This window comes from Thermosipho melanesiensis BI429, assembly GCF_000016905.1.
Lineage (GTDB): Bacteria > Thermotogota > Thermotogae > Thermotogales > Fervidobacteriaceae > Thermosipho > Thermosipho melanesiensis.
Window position 1 is genome coordinate 852,339 of the sequence record NC_009616.1, and the last position, 17,535, is coordinate 869,873.

Genomic DNA, 17,535 nt, shown 5'->3' on the forward strand with positions numbered 1-17,535 from the left:
ACTATCCCTCCTCTATATATTTTAACACCTCCGTTTTTACTTTTTCATCTTTCATCTTTTCTTTGGCTTTTCTTTTGTTTCCAACTGCCAAGTAGCATAGTGAAAGTTGTACGTCTAAATCGAAATTTTTTAGTCCTAATTTTTCTGCTTTTTCCAAGCTAAAAATGGCTAGCGAATAATTTTCAATTTCCATATACGCACATCCTAGATTGAAATAACATTCTGCAAAATCTGGTTTTATCTCAATGGCTTTTTTGTAACATTCTATTGCTCTTGCGATTAAACCTTTTTTTCTGTATATATTTCCAAGGTTATTGTATGCCTCTGGGATGTCTTGTTTTACCAACTCTTTGTATATTTTTTCCGCCTCATCAAATTTTCCGTTTTTTGTAAGTTCAATCGCCTTTAGAAGTCTTTCCACCAACGATCTCCTCCGTGTAAAGGATGATATCACTGTATTTTTCGTTAAGTATTTCAAATTTTACAGCAACTCTTACAAGTGGTATGGGAAAGATTTTTGCATAGTTATATGTTATCTTCCATATGTATTTTCCCTTTTCTTTAAATGCATTCATTGAACCGCCAGTGTATTTCCAGCTTTTACTTCCATATACAATTTTTCCTAAAAATCTATCCGTTAAAATGTTGTTTGACGATACATTAGTAGCATCTTTTGTTTGTACATATCCCTTTATATCTATATATTCTCTTACATCTTCTTCATAGAGATTTAGAAAATCAGATGCGAGGTATATATCATTTCCAAAGAAGTCTTCTACAGAGACATTTAGTGTCAAAGTGGCATCTGAGGTTTCAAATTTTTCTATTTTTACAAAAATAGGAAGATCATCTTTGAGGATATACCTGTTTATCTTGTTTTCTTTCCAATCAATTACAAACAAATGAGGATAAAAGTATTCAATAAACATAGGAAAAGAATTAATTTCAAAGGTGACATTTCCAACGAAGATATTTTTACCATCAAAATATATTAATTCACCTGCAGGTGTTACTTCGAAACTCCAAATTTTTGTTTTCAAAGGAATTTCATCTTTTTTGTTTAATGTGAACAAATCATATACTATGATTTTGTTGGAATAGGCATCTAATATGTAAAGATTTTCATAATTTATGTCACAATCGATTGTTACAGTGGGAATGGGGAGCATTTTTTCGATCTTTTCACTACCAAAAATATAGATTTTAGTCGCATCAACCACGATAAGTCTTCCCGATCTGTCAATTCCTGCTATTATAGGAGATCTAAGATCTGAATAAATCATTTCATTATTTTTGTAGATGGAATTTTCGGAGGATATATATACATTACCAAAAGAATCCACTGCAATACTTTTTGGGGTATACGCTAATTTTTCAATGTAGGTCATTTTTCCTTTTGTATATTCTATCAATCTTTTATTTTCTTTATCGATTACAAAAATTTTATCTCCAAGGATTGCAATTCCAACTGGGGAATAGAAATACTCAGTTAACCCATTTTTTCCCGTATAACTTTCAACAAACTTGAAATTATATTTTTTTACTTCAATATCTTCAGGTTGATTGAAAGTTTGAATTTTGTCGTACAGTTCTCTAATTACGTCAAAATTTGTAAAGGTTAGAAGGGTCTCCAAATTTTCTTTTGCTTCATTAACGTTATCGTTATAAATATCAACCTTGGCTTTGAAGTACCAAAACCAGGGTATTTCCCTTGCAGAAATACTACCTGTAATGGCATCTTCCATCTTTTTACTTGCGGCTTGAAAATCTCCAATACTCCACAACTTTATTGCTTCACTCAAAAATGCCCTACTTTGTTCTTCGGTTAGAATTGCAAAAGATGAAATGGTCAATATTAGAAAAAATACTATAAACTTTTTCAATTTTTCTTCCCCTTCCCAAAAAAATATCCTATAACATCTGTCTTTCTTTCGTTGCCGTTTATTAATCTTTGTATATTATCCTTATGCCTTAATATGGAAAATAGGGAAAGAGCCAAAAAAATTACCCAAAAATCCTTTCCCGCAAAGAATACAAATATTGAAGCAAATATTAAACCAATCATGGAAGCAAGTGAAACATATTTTGTGACTGCAACGATAAATAGCCAGACTCCAAAAAACACCAAGCCACTCCAGGGATATACTGCTAAAAAAACACCAAAAGTACTTGCAACACCTTTACCACCTTTAAATTTCAGAAATATAGAATAGCAATGTCCAAGGACAGCCATAGTTCCCGCTATTAACATAAATTTTATTCCAAAGCCTTTGACCAAAAAAACCGCGATATATGCTTTAAAAATGTCAAAAAAGAATGCAAGAGCCCCATAAAATGCCCCAGCATTTCTCAATACGTTTGTTCCTCCTACATTTCCACTGCCAGTTTTTCTAATGTCTATTCCTTTTAATTTTGCGATAAAAAAACTAAATGGTATTGCTCCAAAAAAATATCCTATAAAAATAGAGTAGATATACTCCACTATTTTGCCTCCCTAAATACGAACAAGATTAGTTTATTTGATGTTTTATAGTATAAACCCCTGTATCTTCCATCTTTTAGTCTTGCATTTCTTAATAAATATAAAATAGGTGCTTTTTCTTTTGCATTTATTTTTCCATTAACTACTTCTAAAGTAATAACATCACCGATCTTTTTTGCTCTTTCAAATTCCTGTCGAATACTTTCAAAATTATCAATTTTTACGTTTTTTATAACGCTTCTTGTTTCCAAATCAATTACGATATGGTACAATTCTTGCTTTTTTTTCTGCTCTTTTACAAATGTATTAAATAAATCTGGGTCATAATATACAAGTACGTGGTATTCGAAAACACCCTTCCCTTGTGGGACTTTCCATTTAGCTATTATTTTAGAGCTTGAAACGAAGTTATTTACCACTATATTTACATCTTGGGAATATCCAAAAGCTTCTCTTATTCCCGACATTTTTTCTTTTAGGTTGGCATCAGAGGAGATTTTTGCTCCCAAAAAAGTTGAGAGTTCTTGTCTTGCTTTATTTGCAGCTTGTTGAAATGCTTCATTTTCGTGTTTTTGATTTGTAACATAAATTCCTTCAAACACAAACAGTTGTCCTTCATTATACAACTGTTTTATTCTTTTGGAAACGCTTATATCTTTTTCAACGATTATAGCGTTTGATGGTAACTCTCTTAGTACAATGTCATCAAATTCCAAGATCTTTTTACCAGAAAACAAAAACAAAAAACTTCCTATTACAAGAACTGCTAACAACGCGGAAATGAGTATTGTTTTTTCCATACTTCCCCTCCAATCGAAATTATATCATCATTCAATTAGGGAAACTATTCTTTCCGATGCCAAGCCGTCTCCAAATGGATTTTTATTTTCAAGTTTTTTACTACTTCCTTCTATCAAAGCTTTGTATACTCCTTCTTCAGAAGTTCCCGCAAGTATTCCAAACCCTTCTTTTATTAGTTCAGGTCTTTCTGTAGTATTTCTACAAACTACAACAAATTTACCAAAACTTGGTGCTTCTTCTTGAATTCCTCCACTATCAGATGCAACGATTGATGCATCGGAAAGTATACTGAGAAATTCTACGTAATTTAATGGCTCTATCAAGATTGCATTTTTGAAGTTTTCTAACTCTTCAAAGACTACCTTTCTTACTTTTGGATTCATATGGACAGGGAATACTATTTTTTTCCCAGTTTCTTTGGAAAATCTTTTAATACCCTTTAAGATATTAATCATTTTTTCTCCCCAATTTTCTCTTCTATGTAAAGTAACCAGTATATAGTCTTTTTCTCTTACAATCTTTTTTCTGATATTTTCCAAATCAAATTTTTCTTTGATGTACATTAAAGCGTCTACCACCGTATTTCCCGTTACCTTTATTCTTTCTTTGCTATGTCCTTCTTTTTCAAGGTTTTCAGCTGCTCGTTTTGTTGGTGCAAACATTAAATCAGATACTTGATCTATTACACGTCTATTCATTTCCTCTGGGAATGGATCTTTTAGATTGTTACTCCTTAGTCCCGCTTCAATGTGTCCAACCTTAACTTCTCTGTTAAAGGCACAAATAGCACCTGCCATTGCGGTGGATGTATCTCCTTGAACTAATATCCAATCACTTTGTTCTTTTACAATTATGTCATCTAGTTTGGTAAATACAGAAGCACAGACGTGGTTTAAAGATTGATTTGTTTTCATAATATTCATGTCGTAATCTGGTGTAATGTCAAAGACATTTAGCATCATATCCATCATTTCTCTGTGTTGTGCAGTTGCTATCATCTTTACATTTATACCTTTTTCTTTGGCTTTCAAATAGACTGTTGCAACTTTAATAACTTCAGGCCTTGTACCGAAAACTATTGCTAAATTCACCTTTAAACCTCCTTTTTTTGTAGTGCGAATACTAGAATTAAACCTATTGCTGGTAATAAAAACATAAAAGGTATACTGTATTTTGAAACGTATCCCATTAAAGCAATAAAGAGCAAAGCACCTATTCCCGTTGCTGAATATGTAACTCCATTCAGAAATCCCACTTCATCTTTACTTAAACGTATATTAGCTTTTCTTTGCATAAGCGGGAAGATGGATCCCATGAAAAATCCAAAAACAAAGAAAAGAACAGGTGTTTTCAAAAAAACGGTTAATATTAATAATATAGCCGAGGAAATGGAAAAGAATGTAATAAGTGTGTTTTCAGTGAAAAATTTTAGGAATATCTCCATCATGAATCTTGAAAGTGTAAATAAAAACCAAAAAATTCCCAAAAATAGTGAAGCACTTTCTTTTGAGTATCCAAAATTTAGAAACAAGTTCGAAGCCCATGTTACTGTACTTATTTCACTTCCTGAGTAGAGTAAAAACGAAATTATTGAAATAATAAAAATGGGTTTTAGTATTGTTGTAGATATTTTAATATTTTTTGATATTTTTGGAAAGTCTTTAAAAAAGCTCCAAACAAGTAGTATTAAAATCAGTAATAAGTAGATAAAATAAAGCAATCTATATGAAATGTTATTTTTTAAAAAAATAGAGACAAAAAAAGGAGAAAGGATGCCACCAAGCCCAAAAAATGCATGTAAAATGCCAAATTTTGGATTTTTAAAATGAGCTAGAATAGTTGTTGATGTTGTAAATATAATAGTAACTCCCGCACCAATTAGAAAAAATGAAAGTAGAACTATTTCTAAACTTTTAAAAAAAGTTAAGAAAAATAAGGCTAATAAAATGAAAGTATAAGATAATAGGTTTAACAACCTTAATCCCGATTTGTTAATAATTAAAGAAGCGGCAAATGAAAAGAAAATATTTCCTAAAGTGTTTAAAATTGGAATGAAAGAAGATAAAGACACAGAAAGACTAAACTCCTCTTGAAAAATTGGCATTAGAGGAGCAATGGAATTAACAATTAGTGAACCAAAAAAGATATTTAAAACAACGTAATACACGTTTAACCTCCCAATTTTTTAATTTCTTCTTCGACTTCTTTTGCTCCTTCTTCATAAAATTTTTCCTCTTCGGGATCTAGTTCTTTCAGTAATCTCAAAAACTCACCTGCATGAACTCTTTCCTCGTTTGCAATATCGATAAGTACTTCTTTTGCTAGCTTATTATCCGTAGATTCCGCAAGTTGCATGTAAAGTTGTATAGCTTCATACTCTGCAGCAATCATGTATCTAATTGCTCTAACTAATTCTTCGTCGGATAATTTTCTTTTATGTTTTAAGCCACTAAATGGATTTGAAAATTCTGGCATAACTTCACCTCCTTTTTTAAATTATTTTACCATAACTTTGTAAGTACATAATCTTCGAATTTTTTGGATTTTTTTAAAATATGAAAAAAATACTGTTTTTTTCTTTTAATATCTTTAAAATATAGATTAAATGTTTTGAAATAATTTAATATATAATTGTTGAAGAACCAAATTAAGGAGGTGAGTAAGGTGAAAAAGTTTATTATTTTCTTTTTAGCTATTTTACTTACATTAAGTGTGTTTGCACAAGAAAATGCATTGGAAATATTTAGTTGGTGGACTGGTGGAGGGGAAGAAGAAGGTTTGCTTGCTTTATTTAAACTATTCAACGAACATTATCCTGATGTAAAAATAATAAACGCTGCAGTTGCAGGAGGAGCAGGTACAAATGCAAAAGCTGTATTGAAGACGAGAATGCTTGGTGGAAATCCTCCCGATTCCTTCCAAGTTCATGCAGGAATGGAATTGACGGATACATACGTAATACCAGGACTTATGGAACCCATTACTTGGATTTTAAAAGAGATTGATGCGTATGATAAGTTTCCAAAAGATTTGATAGATATAGTAAGCTATGAAGGAGAAGTTTATTCAATACCTGTCAATGTTCACAGGGCAAATGTTGTGTTTTATAACAAGGAAATAGCCAAGAAAATTGGGATGACAAAAGAACCAACTACTTGGACAGAATTTTTGACATATTTGGATAAAGCTCAGAAAATGGGATATGCGGGGATATCTCTTGGAGATAAAAATAAGTGGACTTCGTTGCATTTGTTTGAAAGTATAATGCTTTCACAATTAGGTCCTGAAAAGTATAACAAGCTCTGGAAAGGGGAAGCTTCATTTAATGATCCAGCAATTAAACAAGCGTTAATTATATTGAAAGATGTACTAAACTATGTAAATTCAGATCATTCTGCCTTAACTTGGCAAGATGCAACGAGAATGGTATTTGAAGGAAAGGCATTTTGTAACATGATGGGAGATTGGGCAGAAGGTTATCTAAAAACATTAGGTTGGAAACCAGGTGTCGAATTTGGTTGGTTTGCTTTGCCTGGTACCCAAAATGCATTTATGCTTGTTTCTGATACATTTGGATTACCCAAGAACGCACCTCATAGAGAAAATGCAATAAAGTGGCTCAAATTTTTGGCAACAGTTGAGGCACAAGATACATTTAATCCTATAAAAGGATCTATACCTGCAAGGATAGATGCTGATAAATCAAAGTATGATTCATACTTAAAATGGTCAATGAATGATTTTTCTACAAAAGTCATTTCACCTTCTATTATCCACGGTTCAGCTGCACCTGAATCGTTTGCAACGGCTTTAATGGATGCAATTAATATATTTGTCACTGAGAAAAACGTTGATAAAACATTTAAGGAAATTTTGTGGATAGCAGAAGATAATGGTTATGTAACAGATTAACGGGGCATACAAGCCCCATTTTTTGGAGGGAAAAATGTGAGGAAAAAGAATTTAATAATTGGTATATCAATTATTTTACCCTCTATTATTGCAATAGCAGTTTTTGTTTATGGGTTTATAAGCTGGACTGTTAGAACTTCTTTTTCAAATTGGAATAGTTTTTCTGCTTTACTTAGAGGAACGTATAAATTTGTTGGACTTAGAAATTATATACGTTTATTCCAAGATAGTAGGTTCCAAATTGATCTATGGAACACTTTGTTTTTCACCGTTTTCTTTTTGCTGGGAACAATTACCCTTGGTGTTGTAATGGCAATATTAGTAGATAAAGGACTAAAGGGTTCAAGAATATTTCAAAATCTATTTTTATTTCCCATGGCCATCTCTTTTGTGGTTACGGGAACAGTTTGGAGTTGGATTTTTGCACCAGGGAATATCCCGTCAAATCCTCAGGGAATAAATTTGTTATTTCAAAAATTGGGCTTGGAAAAGTTAATGTGGGGATGGTATACAAGCACGTATTCTATTGGCAAGTTTAATGTTGCGTTGATCCCGGTAATCATTGCTGCAATTTGGCAGCTTTCTGGATATACTATGGCAATGTATTTAGCAGGTTTAAGGGGAATTCCAAATGATATTATAGAAGCGGCAAAGGTAGATGGAGCATCTGAATGGAAAATATTTTGGAAAATAAAGATGCCACTTTTAACACCTATTACATTGAGTGCATTGATAATACTGGGGCATATTTCACTAAAAATATTCGATTTGGTATTTTCCATGACGGGAAGTGGACCTAATTTTGTTACAGATGTGCCGGCAATTTATATGTTTGAATTGACATTTAGAAGTAATAGATACGCAATGGGTTCAGCAATAGCTATTGTAATGCTTTTGTTTGTTACGGTAGTTATCATACCATATCTTATAACTAGCTTGAGAGGTGAAAGGAGATGAAAAAGTTCTTTTCCTACTTTTTCTTGATAATAATAGCAATTTATATTATTATCCCTCTCTATGTGTTACTTGCAACTACTTTTAAACCTCTCGGTGAAATTGGGATTTCAGATATGTGGAAATTACCAAGGAACTGGTCTTTAAACGGGTTTATAAAAGCGTTTAATAAACTTTCTCCAAACTTAAAAAATAGTTTTTATCTTACTATTCCAGCAACTATAGTGTCGGCATTGATTGGTTCTATTAATGGTTATGTATTTTCTAAAATAAGATTTAAAAGTGCAAATATTATTTTTGCCATTATACTTTTTGGTATGTTTATTCCATACCAAAGTATATTATTTCCGTTAATCCGTTTTTTGCAAAAAATAAATCTTTATGGTACTATTACAGGGCTTATCGTGGTCCATATAGTATATGGAATACCCATAACTACGTTAGTTTTCAGAAATTATTATAGTGAGGTACCAGATGAATTAGTGGAAGCGGCGTATATGGATGGAGCAGGATTTTTTAAAACATATTCCAAAGTTTTGTTTCCCATATCTATTCCCGCGTTTGTGGTTGTTATAATATGGCAATTTACAAATATTTGGAATGAGTTTTTATTTGCAGTAACTGTTACTAGTAATCCTGCCAAACAGCCTATTACGGTAGCCCTCGTAAATCTTGCGGGTAGTCAGGTAGTTGAATGGAATGTGCAAATGGCCGGTGCAATAATTACTGCATTACCCACCTTAGTTGTTTACATTTTACTTGGAAAATATTTTATAAGAGGATTGCTTGCAGGTTCGGTAAAAGGATGATATACTGAAAAAAGGCTCTTTTTAGGTGGGAAAATGTTAAAAAGTATTAAAAGTGATTTTTTTCTAATTTCGTTATTTTTAACTATTGGAGTAATAACGTTTTTTGGGTTAATTATCTCTTTCGTACTATTTAATTTGGAGCTTCATAACACTGAAAAGTTTATAATCCAAAAAAATCTTGCTATATCTAACTATATAGAAGGTTATTTTCAAAAATTTTTAGTTGTTCTTAACACCCTATCTGAGATTGATGAAGTAAAAAATCCAAATACAGAAGAAGCTAAACAAAAGGTGTTGGAAAAGTTTAAAAAAATAGAAGATTTTGATAAAGATATAAATTACATTTACGCTGGTTATGAAGATGGTGGTTTGCTTATAAATGGTTATGAGCCTCCCATAGGTTTTGATCCTCGTGTTCGTCCTTGGTATGTAGAAGCCAAAGTAAACGCTCCTAGTGTATCAAAAGGTATACCATATAAAGAAATTAAAACAGGTGAATGGTTAATTTCAATGAGTAAGGCTATTTATTTTAATGATAAAATTTCGGGTGTAATATCAATTGATACAAGTCTAGATAAGATAAATATGCTAATAAACAAAACTGATGAGAAGTTTAAAAGTCTTTATAGTTACATTGTAAAAGATGGAATAATAATATTTCATCCAAATAAAGAGTTTCTTTTTAAAAAACTTAGCCAATTGATAAAAAAGGATGTAAAATTTCTACCACCTTCCGGAAAATTTAGTTATAATTTTCAAAATCAAGCAAAAGTTGCATATTATAGAAATCTTCCAACAGTTGGTTGGACAGTTGTTACTATTGTGGATAAGAAAGAAATACTGTTTAATATATTTAAAAACATTTCTTTTTCTTTTATCTTAGTGATAATTGTTTCGGTGATTTTGGGGGCTTGGGTAAGTTCTTTTGCTGGTAAGAAAATAATAACGCCTTTGCTTAATCTAAAGGAAAATGTTATTAAAATAACGAATGGAGAGTTATGTGAAAAAGTGAAATATCCGGAAAATGAAATAGGTGTTATTTCAGAAGAGATTGAAAAAATAACACATACGGAGTTGTATAAGAAAAATTTAGAACTTTTAAAACTAAACAAGAGACTGAAAGAAATGTCTATAAGAGATAAACTAACTAGTCTGTATAACAGACATAAAATGGACGAGGAATTAAAAAAGCGTATTATGATTGGAAACGTTATGGAAATTTGTTTTCCATTTTGATTGTAGATATTGATAGGTTTAAACGAATAAATGATACATATGGACATTTAATAAGTGATAATGTCCTTCAAAAAATATATTTTTAAAAAAGTGCTTAGAAAAACAGATATAATATCGAGATGGGGTGGTGAAGAATTTTTAATTCTTCTTCCACAAACCGATATAGAAGAAGCGTATAAAGTGGCTGAAAAAATAAGGAATTTTGTTGAAAAAGAAGTCTTTGGGGATGGTATAAAAGTAACAATTAGTATTGGAGTTGGAAGTATAAAGGAAGGTGTTGAGGTTAGAGATTTGTTAACTAAGATAGATAAAAAATTATATGAGGCAAAAAATATGGGAAGAAACAGGGTAATCAAGTAATTAAAATATTATTTGAAAAATTGAAATTAAGATTCCAAGAGGAATACCAAAAATTTCCACATATCTTAATTCCCTTTTTGCAAGTTCTAAGGTTACTTTTTCCATTTCTTCTATAGAATAGCTTTCTATTTTTTCCCTTACAATATCTTTAAAGGAGATTTTTTGAAGCAACTTTTCCGCAATGTCAATTATATTCTTTTCATACCTATCTATCAGATGAGTTATTATTTCTTTAACATTTAAAATGTTAAGTATATATTTAACATTTATTTCCTGGTTGAATAGATTTAAAATTATACTTTTAAAAAAATCTTTACTTTTAGTGTTTAGAAAATCAACTAGATGAAAAAAATCATCTTTTTCAATTATATCTTTTACTTTTAAAGTATCACATTTTTCTTTCAAGTACTCGATTAATTTATGATATTCGTCACCTTTTAACTTTAAGGTGTAAGTTATGTTATTTAAAAATTTATCTACGATGTTTGCTATGATACTATCAACTGGTAGCAATGGAATTTTTACTTGTTTTGCCACCTGATGTTTTGTAAAATTTACAAATTCTTCATTTTCAAGAATCTTTAGGATAAAATTTATCAACATTTCAGGTGAACAAAAAGCGGATATGCTTTTATTCTTTAAATTTTCCCATAAACTGTCTTTATTATCTAATTTTAATTTTTCCGCCATTTTCTCTGCAACTTCCGCTGTTTTATTTTGGAAGATTTTTGAAATGGGTGGAATTACTTTGTTACCTTGTTTTTCTACAAAATCAAATAACATTTCAGCAAAAATTTCTTTGTTGTTTTCAATAAACTGTCTTATGCTTTTTGCGTTTATAAACTCATTTTCTATTATTTTTGAAGTGTTTAATGCTATTTCATCTCTCTTTTTAGGGATTACACCTTGAAACCCAAAAAATTTCTTTTTTGGATTGAATAGCATCCAAATTGCCAAAACATTTGTTATGTATCCCACTAAGGCACCGATGGAAGTAACTTTAATTATGTTTAATGTGAAGATATGTGATATCAGTAAAAGAAAAACTAAAATCCAAAAAATAATATCTTTGGACAATTTTATTAGAATATTCAAAATAACACCTCGCTCGAAATTATTTTTCAATATAACTAATTATATTTGCAATATCGGCAGGAGTGACTCCTGGTATCCTCATAGCTTGGCCTATAGAGCGTGGCATTACTTTTTTCAACTTTTCCCTTGCCTCTGTTGAAAGATTTGGTACCTTATCAAGGTTTATTTTTGATATATCTACTGATTCGTATTCTTCGAAGATTTTTACTTCTTCAAGCATTTTTTCTATATACCCCTCGTATTTTATGTATATCTCAATTTGTTCCAAAAGTTCTTTGTCCGTTATGCGTTCACTATCAAGTTCTTCTATATCGTTATAACTAATTTCTGGTCTTTTTAAGAGATTGTATAGTTTTGTACCTTCCTTTAGAGGAGTTGAACCTAGTTTTACCAAAATGTCATTCACTCTATCGGAAACTGGTACTTTAACATTTTTGAGTCTTTCAATTTGTAGTTTAATATTTTTTTCTAAATTCAAAACTTTTTCGTAAAACCATTTTGGAATTAATCCAACTCTATATCCGTATTTTGCAAGTCTTATATGTGCGTTGTCGTGTCTCAATAAAAGTCTGTATTCTGCCCTAGAAGTAAGAAGTCTATATGGTTCATCAACGCCCTTTGTAGTTAAATCATCGATTAGTATTCCAATATAACTTTCAGAACGTTTTAAGATAAGTGGTTTTTCGCCAAGTATTTTCATAGCTGCGTTTATTCCAGCAACAAGTCCTTGTCCCGCTGCTTCTTCGTATCCGCTTGTACCATTTATTTGACCTGCAAAATAAAGTCCTTCGATTAACTTCGATTCAAGTGTTTGATATAGTTGAAGAGGATCTATATAGTCATATTCTATGGCATATGCAGGTCTTACTATTACAACATTTTCAAGGCCTGGAATAGTTCTAAGCATTTTTATCTGTGCAGCATAAGGTAGACTTGTTGAAAGGCCATTTAGATAATATTCTTGTGAATTTTTTCCTTCTGGTTCCACAAAAACCTGATGAGAATCTCTGTTAAATTTTACTACTTTATCCTCAATAGAAGGACAATACCTTGGGCCTACACTCTGTATTAATTTCACTTTACCGTAAAGAGGAGAGTATACCAAATAATCTCTTATTATTTTGTGAGTTTTTTCGTTAGTATGTGTTAACCAACATGGATGATCTTTAGGTAAAACTTTTGGTTCACTAAAATGAGAAAAAGCCCTAGGCTCATCGTCTGTGTCTTGTCTAATCATTTTGGAGAAGTTTATGCTACTTTTTAAAACTCTTGAGGGGGTTCCTGTTTTAAAACGTGAGAGTTTGAATCCAATGTCCATTAAGCTTTTGCTTAAACCTTTTGCGGGAAGATCACCCATTCTTCCTGCTTCCATGGTATCTCTTCCTATAAATATTTTTCCTCTTAAAAAAGTGCCTGTTGTTAAAATCACGGCTTTTGCACGATAATCTATACCAAAAGAATCAACAACTCCATAAACTTTTCCATCTTTAACCAATATCTTCTCAACTAAACCAAACCTCAAAACAAGATTTTCTTGGCTTTGAAGTTTGTTTTTCATCATTTGTGAATATGCATATTTATCTATTTGAGCCCTTAGGGCTCTAACAGCAGGTCCTTTTCCCGTATTTAACATCCTTACATTTATCATGGTTTCATCTGTGGTTTTTGCCATTTCTCCACCTAATACATCTATTTCTCTTACAACTATTCCTTTTGCAGGTCCACCTATTGCTGGATTACAAGGAGCCCAGCCAACGTTATCCAAGTTGGTTGTTAGAATAAGCGTTCTTAATCCAAGTCTTGCAGGAGCAAGTGCTGCTTCAATCCCAGCATGACCTGTTCCAACAACTATAACATCAAATTCTATGTCATCTTTTGGCCTTTCAAAAAACATTTCAAACCTCCTTTTTTGTTTATAACTTATTTTATCACAATTTATTTGATAGGACAGGAATGAAAATGTTAAAAATTTAAAACACTTAATATAACTTTTGGTTGAGTTTAATATTTAATAAGGATTTAAGTTTGAAAGTAATAATTAAAAAACATGGCTTTGGTAAAAACCAAAGCCATGTTTGTAGGTCTATATATTTTATATATGAATTGCCCATTTTCCTTCAAATGCCCCAAGTAGTGTTTCTGTTAAAGTGGGATGAGGATGTATTGCTTCGCTAACTTGGTGAGAAGTCATACCATATTTCACTGCTAATACTCCTTCCATAATCATATCAGTTGCACTTGGAGATACAACGGTAACACCTAAAACTTTTCCTGTTTTTTTGTCTTCTATTACTTTTGCAAAACCTGCTCTTTCTTCCATTGTTCTTGCCCTTCCATTTGCTGAAACGGGGAACTTCCAAACATTTATTTTATCTGCTTCTATGTCTTTTTCTCTCAAACCAACGGATGCAATTTCTGGGGTTGAAAAGATTATAGCCGGAACTGCGGAATAATCCATTTCTATTTCTTTTCCAGCAATATTATGTGCGGCAATTATACCTTCATACATTGCAACGTGTGCAAGCATTATTTGCCCTCTTATATCACCGATTGCGTATATATTATCAATGTTTGTTTTCATTTTTTTGTCAGTTATAACCCCTCTATCAATTTTTACTCCAAGTTCCTTTATATCATCTGTTATATTTGGCCTTCTTCCTACTGCAAGTAGGACTTTCTCAGCTTCTATTGTTTCACCATCCACAATTGCAATGTAATTTAATTCTTTTTTTATTTCTTCAACTTTTTTTCCTTCTAGTACATTAACTTTTTTCTTTTTTAATTCTTTTTTTATTTCTTCAGCTACGTCTTTATCTTCATTTGGTAAAATATGGTCAGCAAGTTCCACAATAGTGACATCAACACCAAAAGAGGAAAAGAACGTTGCAAACTCAACGCCGATAACTCCTCCACCTATAATAAGTAAACTTTTTGGAAATTCTTTGATTTTAAACACATCATCACTGGTCCATATTCCTTCAAGTTTGTCAAAAGGTGGAAAAACAGAAGGGATAGAACCTTGTGCAAGGATGAGATATCTTCCCTTTATTTCTTTCCCTTCATTTTCCAACAAGACAGTCTCATTATCTTTGATTATACCTTTATCCTTAAACACATCTATTTTATTTTTTTTCATTAGAAATTCAATACCTTTTCTTGACATTGTTACAGCTTTTTGCATGTGTTTCATAATACCAGAAAGCTCAAAATCTACACTATCTACTTTTATACCAAATTTTGATGCTTTTTCTTTTATATCCCTGTACAGATGTGCGCTTGTAAGAAGTGCTTTTGTTGGTATACATCCCTTATTTGTACAAGTTCCACCTAATTCTTCCTTTTCAATAATTGCAACTTTTTTTCCAAGTTGCGAAAGCCTTATCGACGCTATATAGCCCCCAGGACCTCCTCCGATAACCACCACATCATACATATTCTTCCCTCCTTGTCGAGAAATCTCACTTTAATTATATATTCAAAGTAAAAAGAGTCAACCATCAAATATTAGTTGGATTTCCCTTTTAAAAACTATCCAATTGTTTTCTAATGAGAATAACAGAGGAACTATTTTAACACCTAAGCTATATGCTTCTTCAAGTTTTTTTGAAAAAGATAGGTCTGTTTCGTAATTAGGAGAAAAATAATTTGCATTTGCAAAAATTAAAAAATAAATAAAAGTGTCAAATCCTTGCTTTTTTAATTCCATCAAGTCTTCTAAATGTTTTGTCCCGCGTTTGGTAGGAGCGTCTGGAAATCTTGCCATATTTCCATCGGATAGGGTACATCCTTTTATTTCAATCCAAAATTTATCTTCTGCTAGAAAATCTATTCTACTATTTTTGTATTTTACTTCCGCTTTTAAATGTGTGTATTTTTTTCTTAATATTTTTTCGGCTATATACCTATGATACATTGAATGTACCAAAACGTATTCTTTTTCCTTTTTTGCTGCAATCAAATCGTATTTTGTTTTTCTATTGGTTGAATTTACTTTTTTAACTAAAACTTTGTTGTTTTTGAATAATAATTCTTTAAGTCTACCTGGATCATGAACATGTACATCTACTACATTCTCGTTTAAATATATTTTTGCAAGGTATTTGTTTATTCTTTCAAGAAAAATACCACTTTGAGTATTATCAATTTTTATTATATTCATCATAATTACATTATAGCATTACCCCATCCAACTTGGATGGGGTTATCTTAATTATTTAATAATTCTTTAGCTTCTTCTAGTGTAGGTATTTTTCCGGAAATTACCACTTTTCCATCAATTGCTACTGCAGGTGTTGCAACTACTCCTCGTGAGATTATTTCATCAATATCCGTTACTTTTTCTATTTTTGCGTCAATTTCCAAATCTTTTACAGCAATTTTCATAATCTTTTCTGTCTGTTTGCATTTTGGACATCCACTCCCTAAAATTTCAATCTTTTTCATATTCTCCCTCCTTAAATATGGCCATATATGATGCCGAAGATTGTGGAAAATAAAACTACTAATGAAAAATAAGAAAATGCTTTTTTCCTACCGAAAAGCTTAGTTATTACTATCATACTTGGAAGACTTAAAGAATTCCCAGCCATCAATAGGGCTAGTGTTGGACCTTTTGCCATTCCTAGTTCTCTTAAAGCTTGAACTATGGGAACTTCTGTGAGTGTTGCAAAATACATAAACATACCAATAATTGACGCAAAGAGGTTAGATAAAATACCGTTGTTTCCTAAAAATTTTGTTACAATCTCTTGAGGTAAAAGTTTTGTAAGGATTCCAGAAAAAAATACACCTATAAATAAGTATGGTAATATTTTTTTTGCAAAATCCCATGTTTCTTCCAACCAACTCTTTGTTTCTTCTTTTTTAAAAAAGAATACCGCCATAATGACAACTGATAGGGATGTAAGAGACATTAATGAGTATTTGACCAAATAATTTATTTTTAAACCACTAATTATTAAAAATGAAAGTTGTAATGAGAAAAAGATTAATACTTTGGTACCATTTTTTGATTCTTCCTGTATGTGAAAGCCTCCTTCTCCTTTTTCTTGGAACAAAGATTCCATAATTAATCCTATTAAAATTGCCGCTGTAATTGTAGCAAAAAGCCTTGCAAGCCCAAGGTTCCATCCTAGTACCCTTGCGGTTAAAAAGATAGCAGCAATATTAATGGCAGGGCCGCTAAATAAGAATGTTGTTGCAGGTCCTATTCCCGCACCTTTTTTGTATATTCCGCCAAATAGAGGAAGTATGGTACATGAACACACGGCTAATATACCACCGCTTATGGCTGCTACTGGATATGAAATAATCTTTTTTGCCTTTGGACCAAGTAGTTTCAAAACAGCACTTTTGTTTAACATTACAGATATTGTACCCGCAATAAAGAATGCAGGTACTAAACAAAGAAGTACATGCTCTCTTGCGTATTCTTGAAGCATTAAAAAACCATTTAAAATACTATTTTGTACAATGTTTGTGTTAAATGGCACAAAGTAGAAGATTAAAAATATAACCAGTACTAATACAAATTCTTTCACTTTGCCACCTCCTCCGTTGTTTTCGACTTCTTCGTATATGATTATATGCGAAAATTCTTATATTATCAACAAAAAATTAATCTAATAAAGATAGTACTTTTTTTACAAATTCATTTTCTAGACTATAGAAAACCATATTTGCTTTTCTTTCATCCTTTATTATTCCCATATTTCTAAGTAATGCTAAGTGTTGTGAAAGATTGGGTTGACTTACTTTGAGTATATCTAGAAGTTCACATACACAATGTGGTTTTTTATTAAGCAGATACAAAATTTTTAATCTTGTGGGATGTCCCATTGCTTTTAATATGTTTGCTGTGGATATTATTTTTTCTTCCATCTTTTT

20 protein-coding genes are annotated in these 17,535 nt (G+C 31.3%); 6 read left to right on the forward strand and 14 right to left on the reverse strand.

Annotation, left to right across the window (positions count from 1 at the left end; genetic code table 11):
- Position 1 precedes the first annotated feature (1 nt).
- From TMEL_RS04230 to TMEL_RS04260, 7 genes are read right to left on the reverse strand one after another with little or no spacing between them, the layout of a single operon-like run.
- A complete protein-coding gene (locus TMEL_RS04230) occupies positions 2 to 421 on the reverse strand; it encodes a tetratricopeptide repeat protein (RefSeq protein ID WP_012057033.1) in 420 nt (139 codons plus the stop codon).
- Entirely contained in the window at positions 396 to 1,883 is a 1,488-nt protein-coding gene (locus tag TMEL_RS04235) for a hypothetical protein (protein WP_012057034.1), read from the reverse strand. The genes TMEL_RS04230 and TMEL_RS04235 overlap by 26 nt, the downstream gene beginning before the upstream one ends.
- Complete coding sequence (plsY, locus tag TMEL_RS04240) at positions 1,880 to 2,482, reverse strand: glycerol-3-phosphate 1-O-acyltransferase PlsY (RefSeq protein ID WP_012057035.1); 603 nt, start codon at positions 2,480 to 2,482, stop codon at positions 1,880 to 1,882. The genes TMEL_RS04235 and plsY overlap by 4 nt, the downstream gene beginning before the upstream one ends.
- Complete coding sequence (locus TMEL_RS04245; protein ID WP_012057036.1) at positions 2,482 to 3,282, reverse strand: hypothetical protein; 801 nt, start codon at positions 3,280 to 3,282, stop codon at positions 2,482 to 2,484. Before TMEL_RS04245 ends, plsY begins: the two co-directional genes overlap by 1 nt.
- 27 nt (positions 3,283 to 3,309) lie before the next feature.
- Positions 3,310 to 4,374 (reverse strand): non-hydrolyzing UDP-N-acetylglucosamine 2-epimerase, encoded by a 1,065-nt coding sequence (wecB, locus tag TMEL_RS04250; protein ID WP_012057037.1) that lies wholly within the window; start codon positions 4,372 to 4,374, stop codon positions 3,310 to 3,312.
- Positions 4,375 to 4,376: 2 nt separating this feature from the next.
- Positions 4,377 to 5,450 carry an MFS transporter gene (locus tag TMEL_RS04255; RefSeq protein ID WP_012057038.1) on the reverse strand — a complete coding sequence of 358 codons (1,074 nt, stop codon included), beginning with the start codon at positions 5,448 to 5,450 and terminating at the stop codon, positions 4,377 to 4,379.
- A 2-nt stretch (positions 5,451 to 5,452) separates the two neighbouring features.
- A complete protein-coding gene (locus TMEL_RS04260; protein ID WP_012057039.1) occupies positions 5,453 to 5,758 on the reverse strand; it encodes a ferritin family protein in 306 nt (101 codons plus the stop codon).
- 189 nt (positions 5,759 to 5,947) lie between these two features.
- Here TMEL_RS04260 and TMEL_RS04265 point away from each other — a divergent pair, with 189 nt between their 5' ends.
- From TMEL_RS04265 to TMEL_RS10170, 6 genes are read left to right on the forward strand one after another with little or no spacing between them, the layout of a single operon-like run.
- On the forward strand, positions 5,948 to 7,195 hold the full coding sequence (locus tag TMEL_RS04265; RefSeq protein ID WP_012057040.1) for an ABC transporter substrate-binding protein: 1,248 nt from the start codon (positions 5,948 to 5,950) through the stop codon (positions 7,193 to 7,195).
- 36 nt (positions 7,196 to 7,231) lie between these two features.
- On the forward strand, positions 7,232 to 8,152 hold the full coding sequence (locus TMEL_RS04270) for a carbohydrate ABC transporter permease (RefSeq protein WP_012057041.1): 921 nt from the start codon (positions 7,232 to 7,234) through the stop codon (positions 8,150 to 8,152).
- Complete coding sequence (locus TMEL_RS04275) at positions 8,149 to 8,958, forward strand: carbohydrate ABC transporter permease (protein WP_012057042.1); 810 nt, start codon at positions 8,149 to 8,151, stop codon at positions 8,956 to 8,958. The genes TMEL_RS04270 and TMEL_RS04275 overlap by 4 nt, the downstream gene beginning before the upstream one ends.
- A gap of 33 nt (positions 8,959 to 8,991) precedes the next feature.
- Positions 8,992 to 10,194 (forward strand): HAMP domain-containing protein, encoded by a 1,203-nt coding sequence (locus TMEL_RS09930; protein ID WP_012057043.1) that lies wholly within the window; start codon positions 8,992 to 8,994, stop codon positions 10,192 to 10,194.
- Positions 10,191 to 10,280, forward strand: coding sequence for a diguanylate cyclase domain-containing protein (locus TMEL_RS10680; protein WP_257617326.1), 90 nt, complete (start codon positions 10,191 to 10,193; stop codon positions 10,278 to 10,280). The genes TMEL_RS09930 and TMEL_RS10680 overlap by 4 nt, the downstream gene beginning before the upstream one ends.
- Complete coding sequence (locus TMEL_RS10170; RefSeq protein WP_012057044.1) at positions 10,255 to 10,554, forward strand: GGDEF domain-containing protein; 300 nt, start codon at positions 10,255 to 10,257, stop codon at positions 10,552 to 10,554. Before TMEL_RS10680 ends, TMEL_RS10170 begins: the two co-directional genes overlap by 26 nt.
- On the opposite strand, the gene TMEL_RS04290 is transcribed toward TMEL_RS10170, so the two are convergent.
- The 7 genes from TMEL_RS04290 to TMEL_RS04320 form a co-directional block, all read right to left on the reverse strand.
- Positions 10,555 to 11,649: a DUF445 family protein gene (locus TMEL_RS04290; protein WP_012057045.1), complete on the reverse strand. Its 1,095-nt coding sequence runs from the start codon at positions 11,647 to 11,649 to the stop codon at positions 10,555 to 10,557. It abuts the gene before it with no gap.
- Positions 11,650 to 11,668: 19 nt separating this feature from the next.
- On the reverse strand, positions 11,669 to 13,543 hold the full coding sequence (mnmG, locus tag TMEL_RS04295) for a tRNA uridine-5-carboxymethylaminomethyl(34) synthesis enzyme MnmG (RefSeq protein WP_012057046.1): 1,875 nt from the start codon (positions 13,541 to 13,543) through the stop codon (positions 11,669 to 11,671).
- 198 nt (positions 13,544 to 13,741) lie between these two features.
- The gene (lpdA, locus tag TMEL_RS04300) at positions 13,742 to 15,082 is read right to left on the reverse strand and encodes a dihydrolipoyl dehydrogenase (protein ID WP_012057047.1); all 1,341 of its coding nucleotides are present in this window, start codon (positions 15,080 to 15,082) and stop codon (positions 13,742 to 13,744) included.
- A gap of 57 nt (positions 15,083 to 15,139) precedes the next feature.
- Positions 15,140 to 15,811 (reverse strand): DNA/RNA nuclease SfsA, encoded by a 672-nt coding sequence (gene sfsA / locus TMEL_RS04305; protein ID WP_012057048.1) that lies wholly within the window; start codon positions 15,809 to 15,811, stop codon positions 15,140 to 15,142.
- A gap of 44 nt (positions 15,812 to 15,855) precedes the next feature.
- Positions 15,856 to 16,092 carry a thioredoxin family protein gene (locus tag TMEL_RS04310; RefSeq protein WP_012057049.1) on the reverse strand — a complete coding sequence of 79 codons (237 nt, stop codon included), beginning with the start codon at positions 16,090 to 16,092 and terminating at the stop codon, positions 15,856 to 15,858.
- Positions 16,093 to 16,103: 11 nt separating this feature from the next.
- Positions 16,104 to 17,189, reverse strand: coding sequence for a permease (locus TMEL_RS04315; RefSeq protein WP_012057050.1), 1,086 nt, complete (start codon positions 17,187 to 17,189; stop codon positions 16,104 to 16,106).
- Between the two features lie 76 nt (positions 17,190 to 17,265).
- Positions 17,266 to 17,529 carry an ArsR/SmtB family transcription factor gene (locus TMEL_RS04320; RefSeq protein WP_012057051.1) on the reverse strand — a complete coding sequence of 88 codons (264 nt, stop codon included), beginning with the start codon at positions 17,527 to 17,529 and terminating at the stop codon, positions 17,266 to 17,268.
- Positions 17,530 to 17,535: the final 6 nt, after the last annotated feature.

Bases quoted from the DNA above. Each gene is read 5' to 3' on its own strand.
- TMEL_RS04245 (WP_012057036.1), bottom strand. From the start codon at position 3,282: ATGGAAAAAACAATACTCATTTCCGCGTTGTTAGCAGTTCTTGTAATA.
- TMEL_RS04260 (WP_012057039.1), bottom strand. From the start codon at position 5,758: ATGCCAGAATTTTCAAATCCATTTAGTGGCTTAAAACATAAAAGAAAA.
- TMEL_RS04275 (WP_012057042.1), top strand. From the start codon at position 8,149: ATGAAAAAGTTCTTTTCCTACTTTTTCTTGATAATAATAGCAATTTAT.
- TMEL_RS09930 (WP_012057043.1), top strand. From the start codon at position 8,992: ATGTTAAAAAGTATTAAAAGTGATTTTTTTCTAATTTCGTTATTTTTA.
- TMEL_RS10170 (WP_012057044.1), top strand. From the start codon at position 10,255: ATGTCCTTCAAAAAATATATTTTTAAAAAAGTGCTTAGAAAAACAGAT.
- mnmG (WP_012057046.1), bottom strand. From the start codon at position 13,543: ATGTTTTTTGAAAGGCCAAAAGATGACATAGAATTTGATGTTATAGTT.
- lpdA (WP_012057047.1), bottom strand. From the start codon at position 15,082: ATGTATGATGTGGTGGTTATCGGAGGAGGTCCTGGGGGCTATATAGCG.
- sfsA (WP_012057048.1), bottom strand. From the start codon at position 15,811: ATGATGAATATAATAAAAATTGATAATACTCAAAGTGGTATTTTTCTT.
- TMEL_RS04310 (WP_012057049.1), bottom strand. From the start codon at position 16,092: ATGAAAAAGATTGAAATTTTAGGGAGTGGATGTCCAAAATGCAAACAG.
- TMEL_RS04320 (WP_012057051.1), bottom strand. From the start codon at position 17,529: ATGGAAGAAAAAATAATATCCACAGCAAACATATTAAAAGCAATGGGA.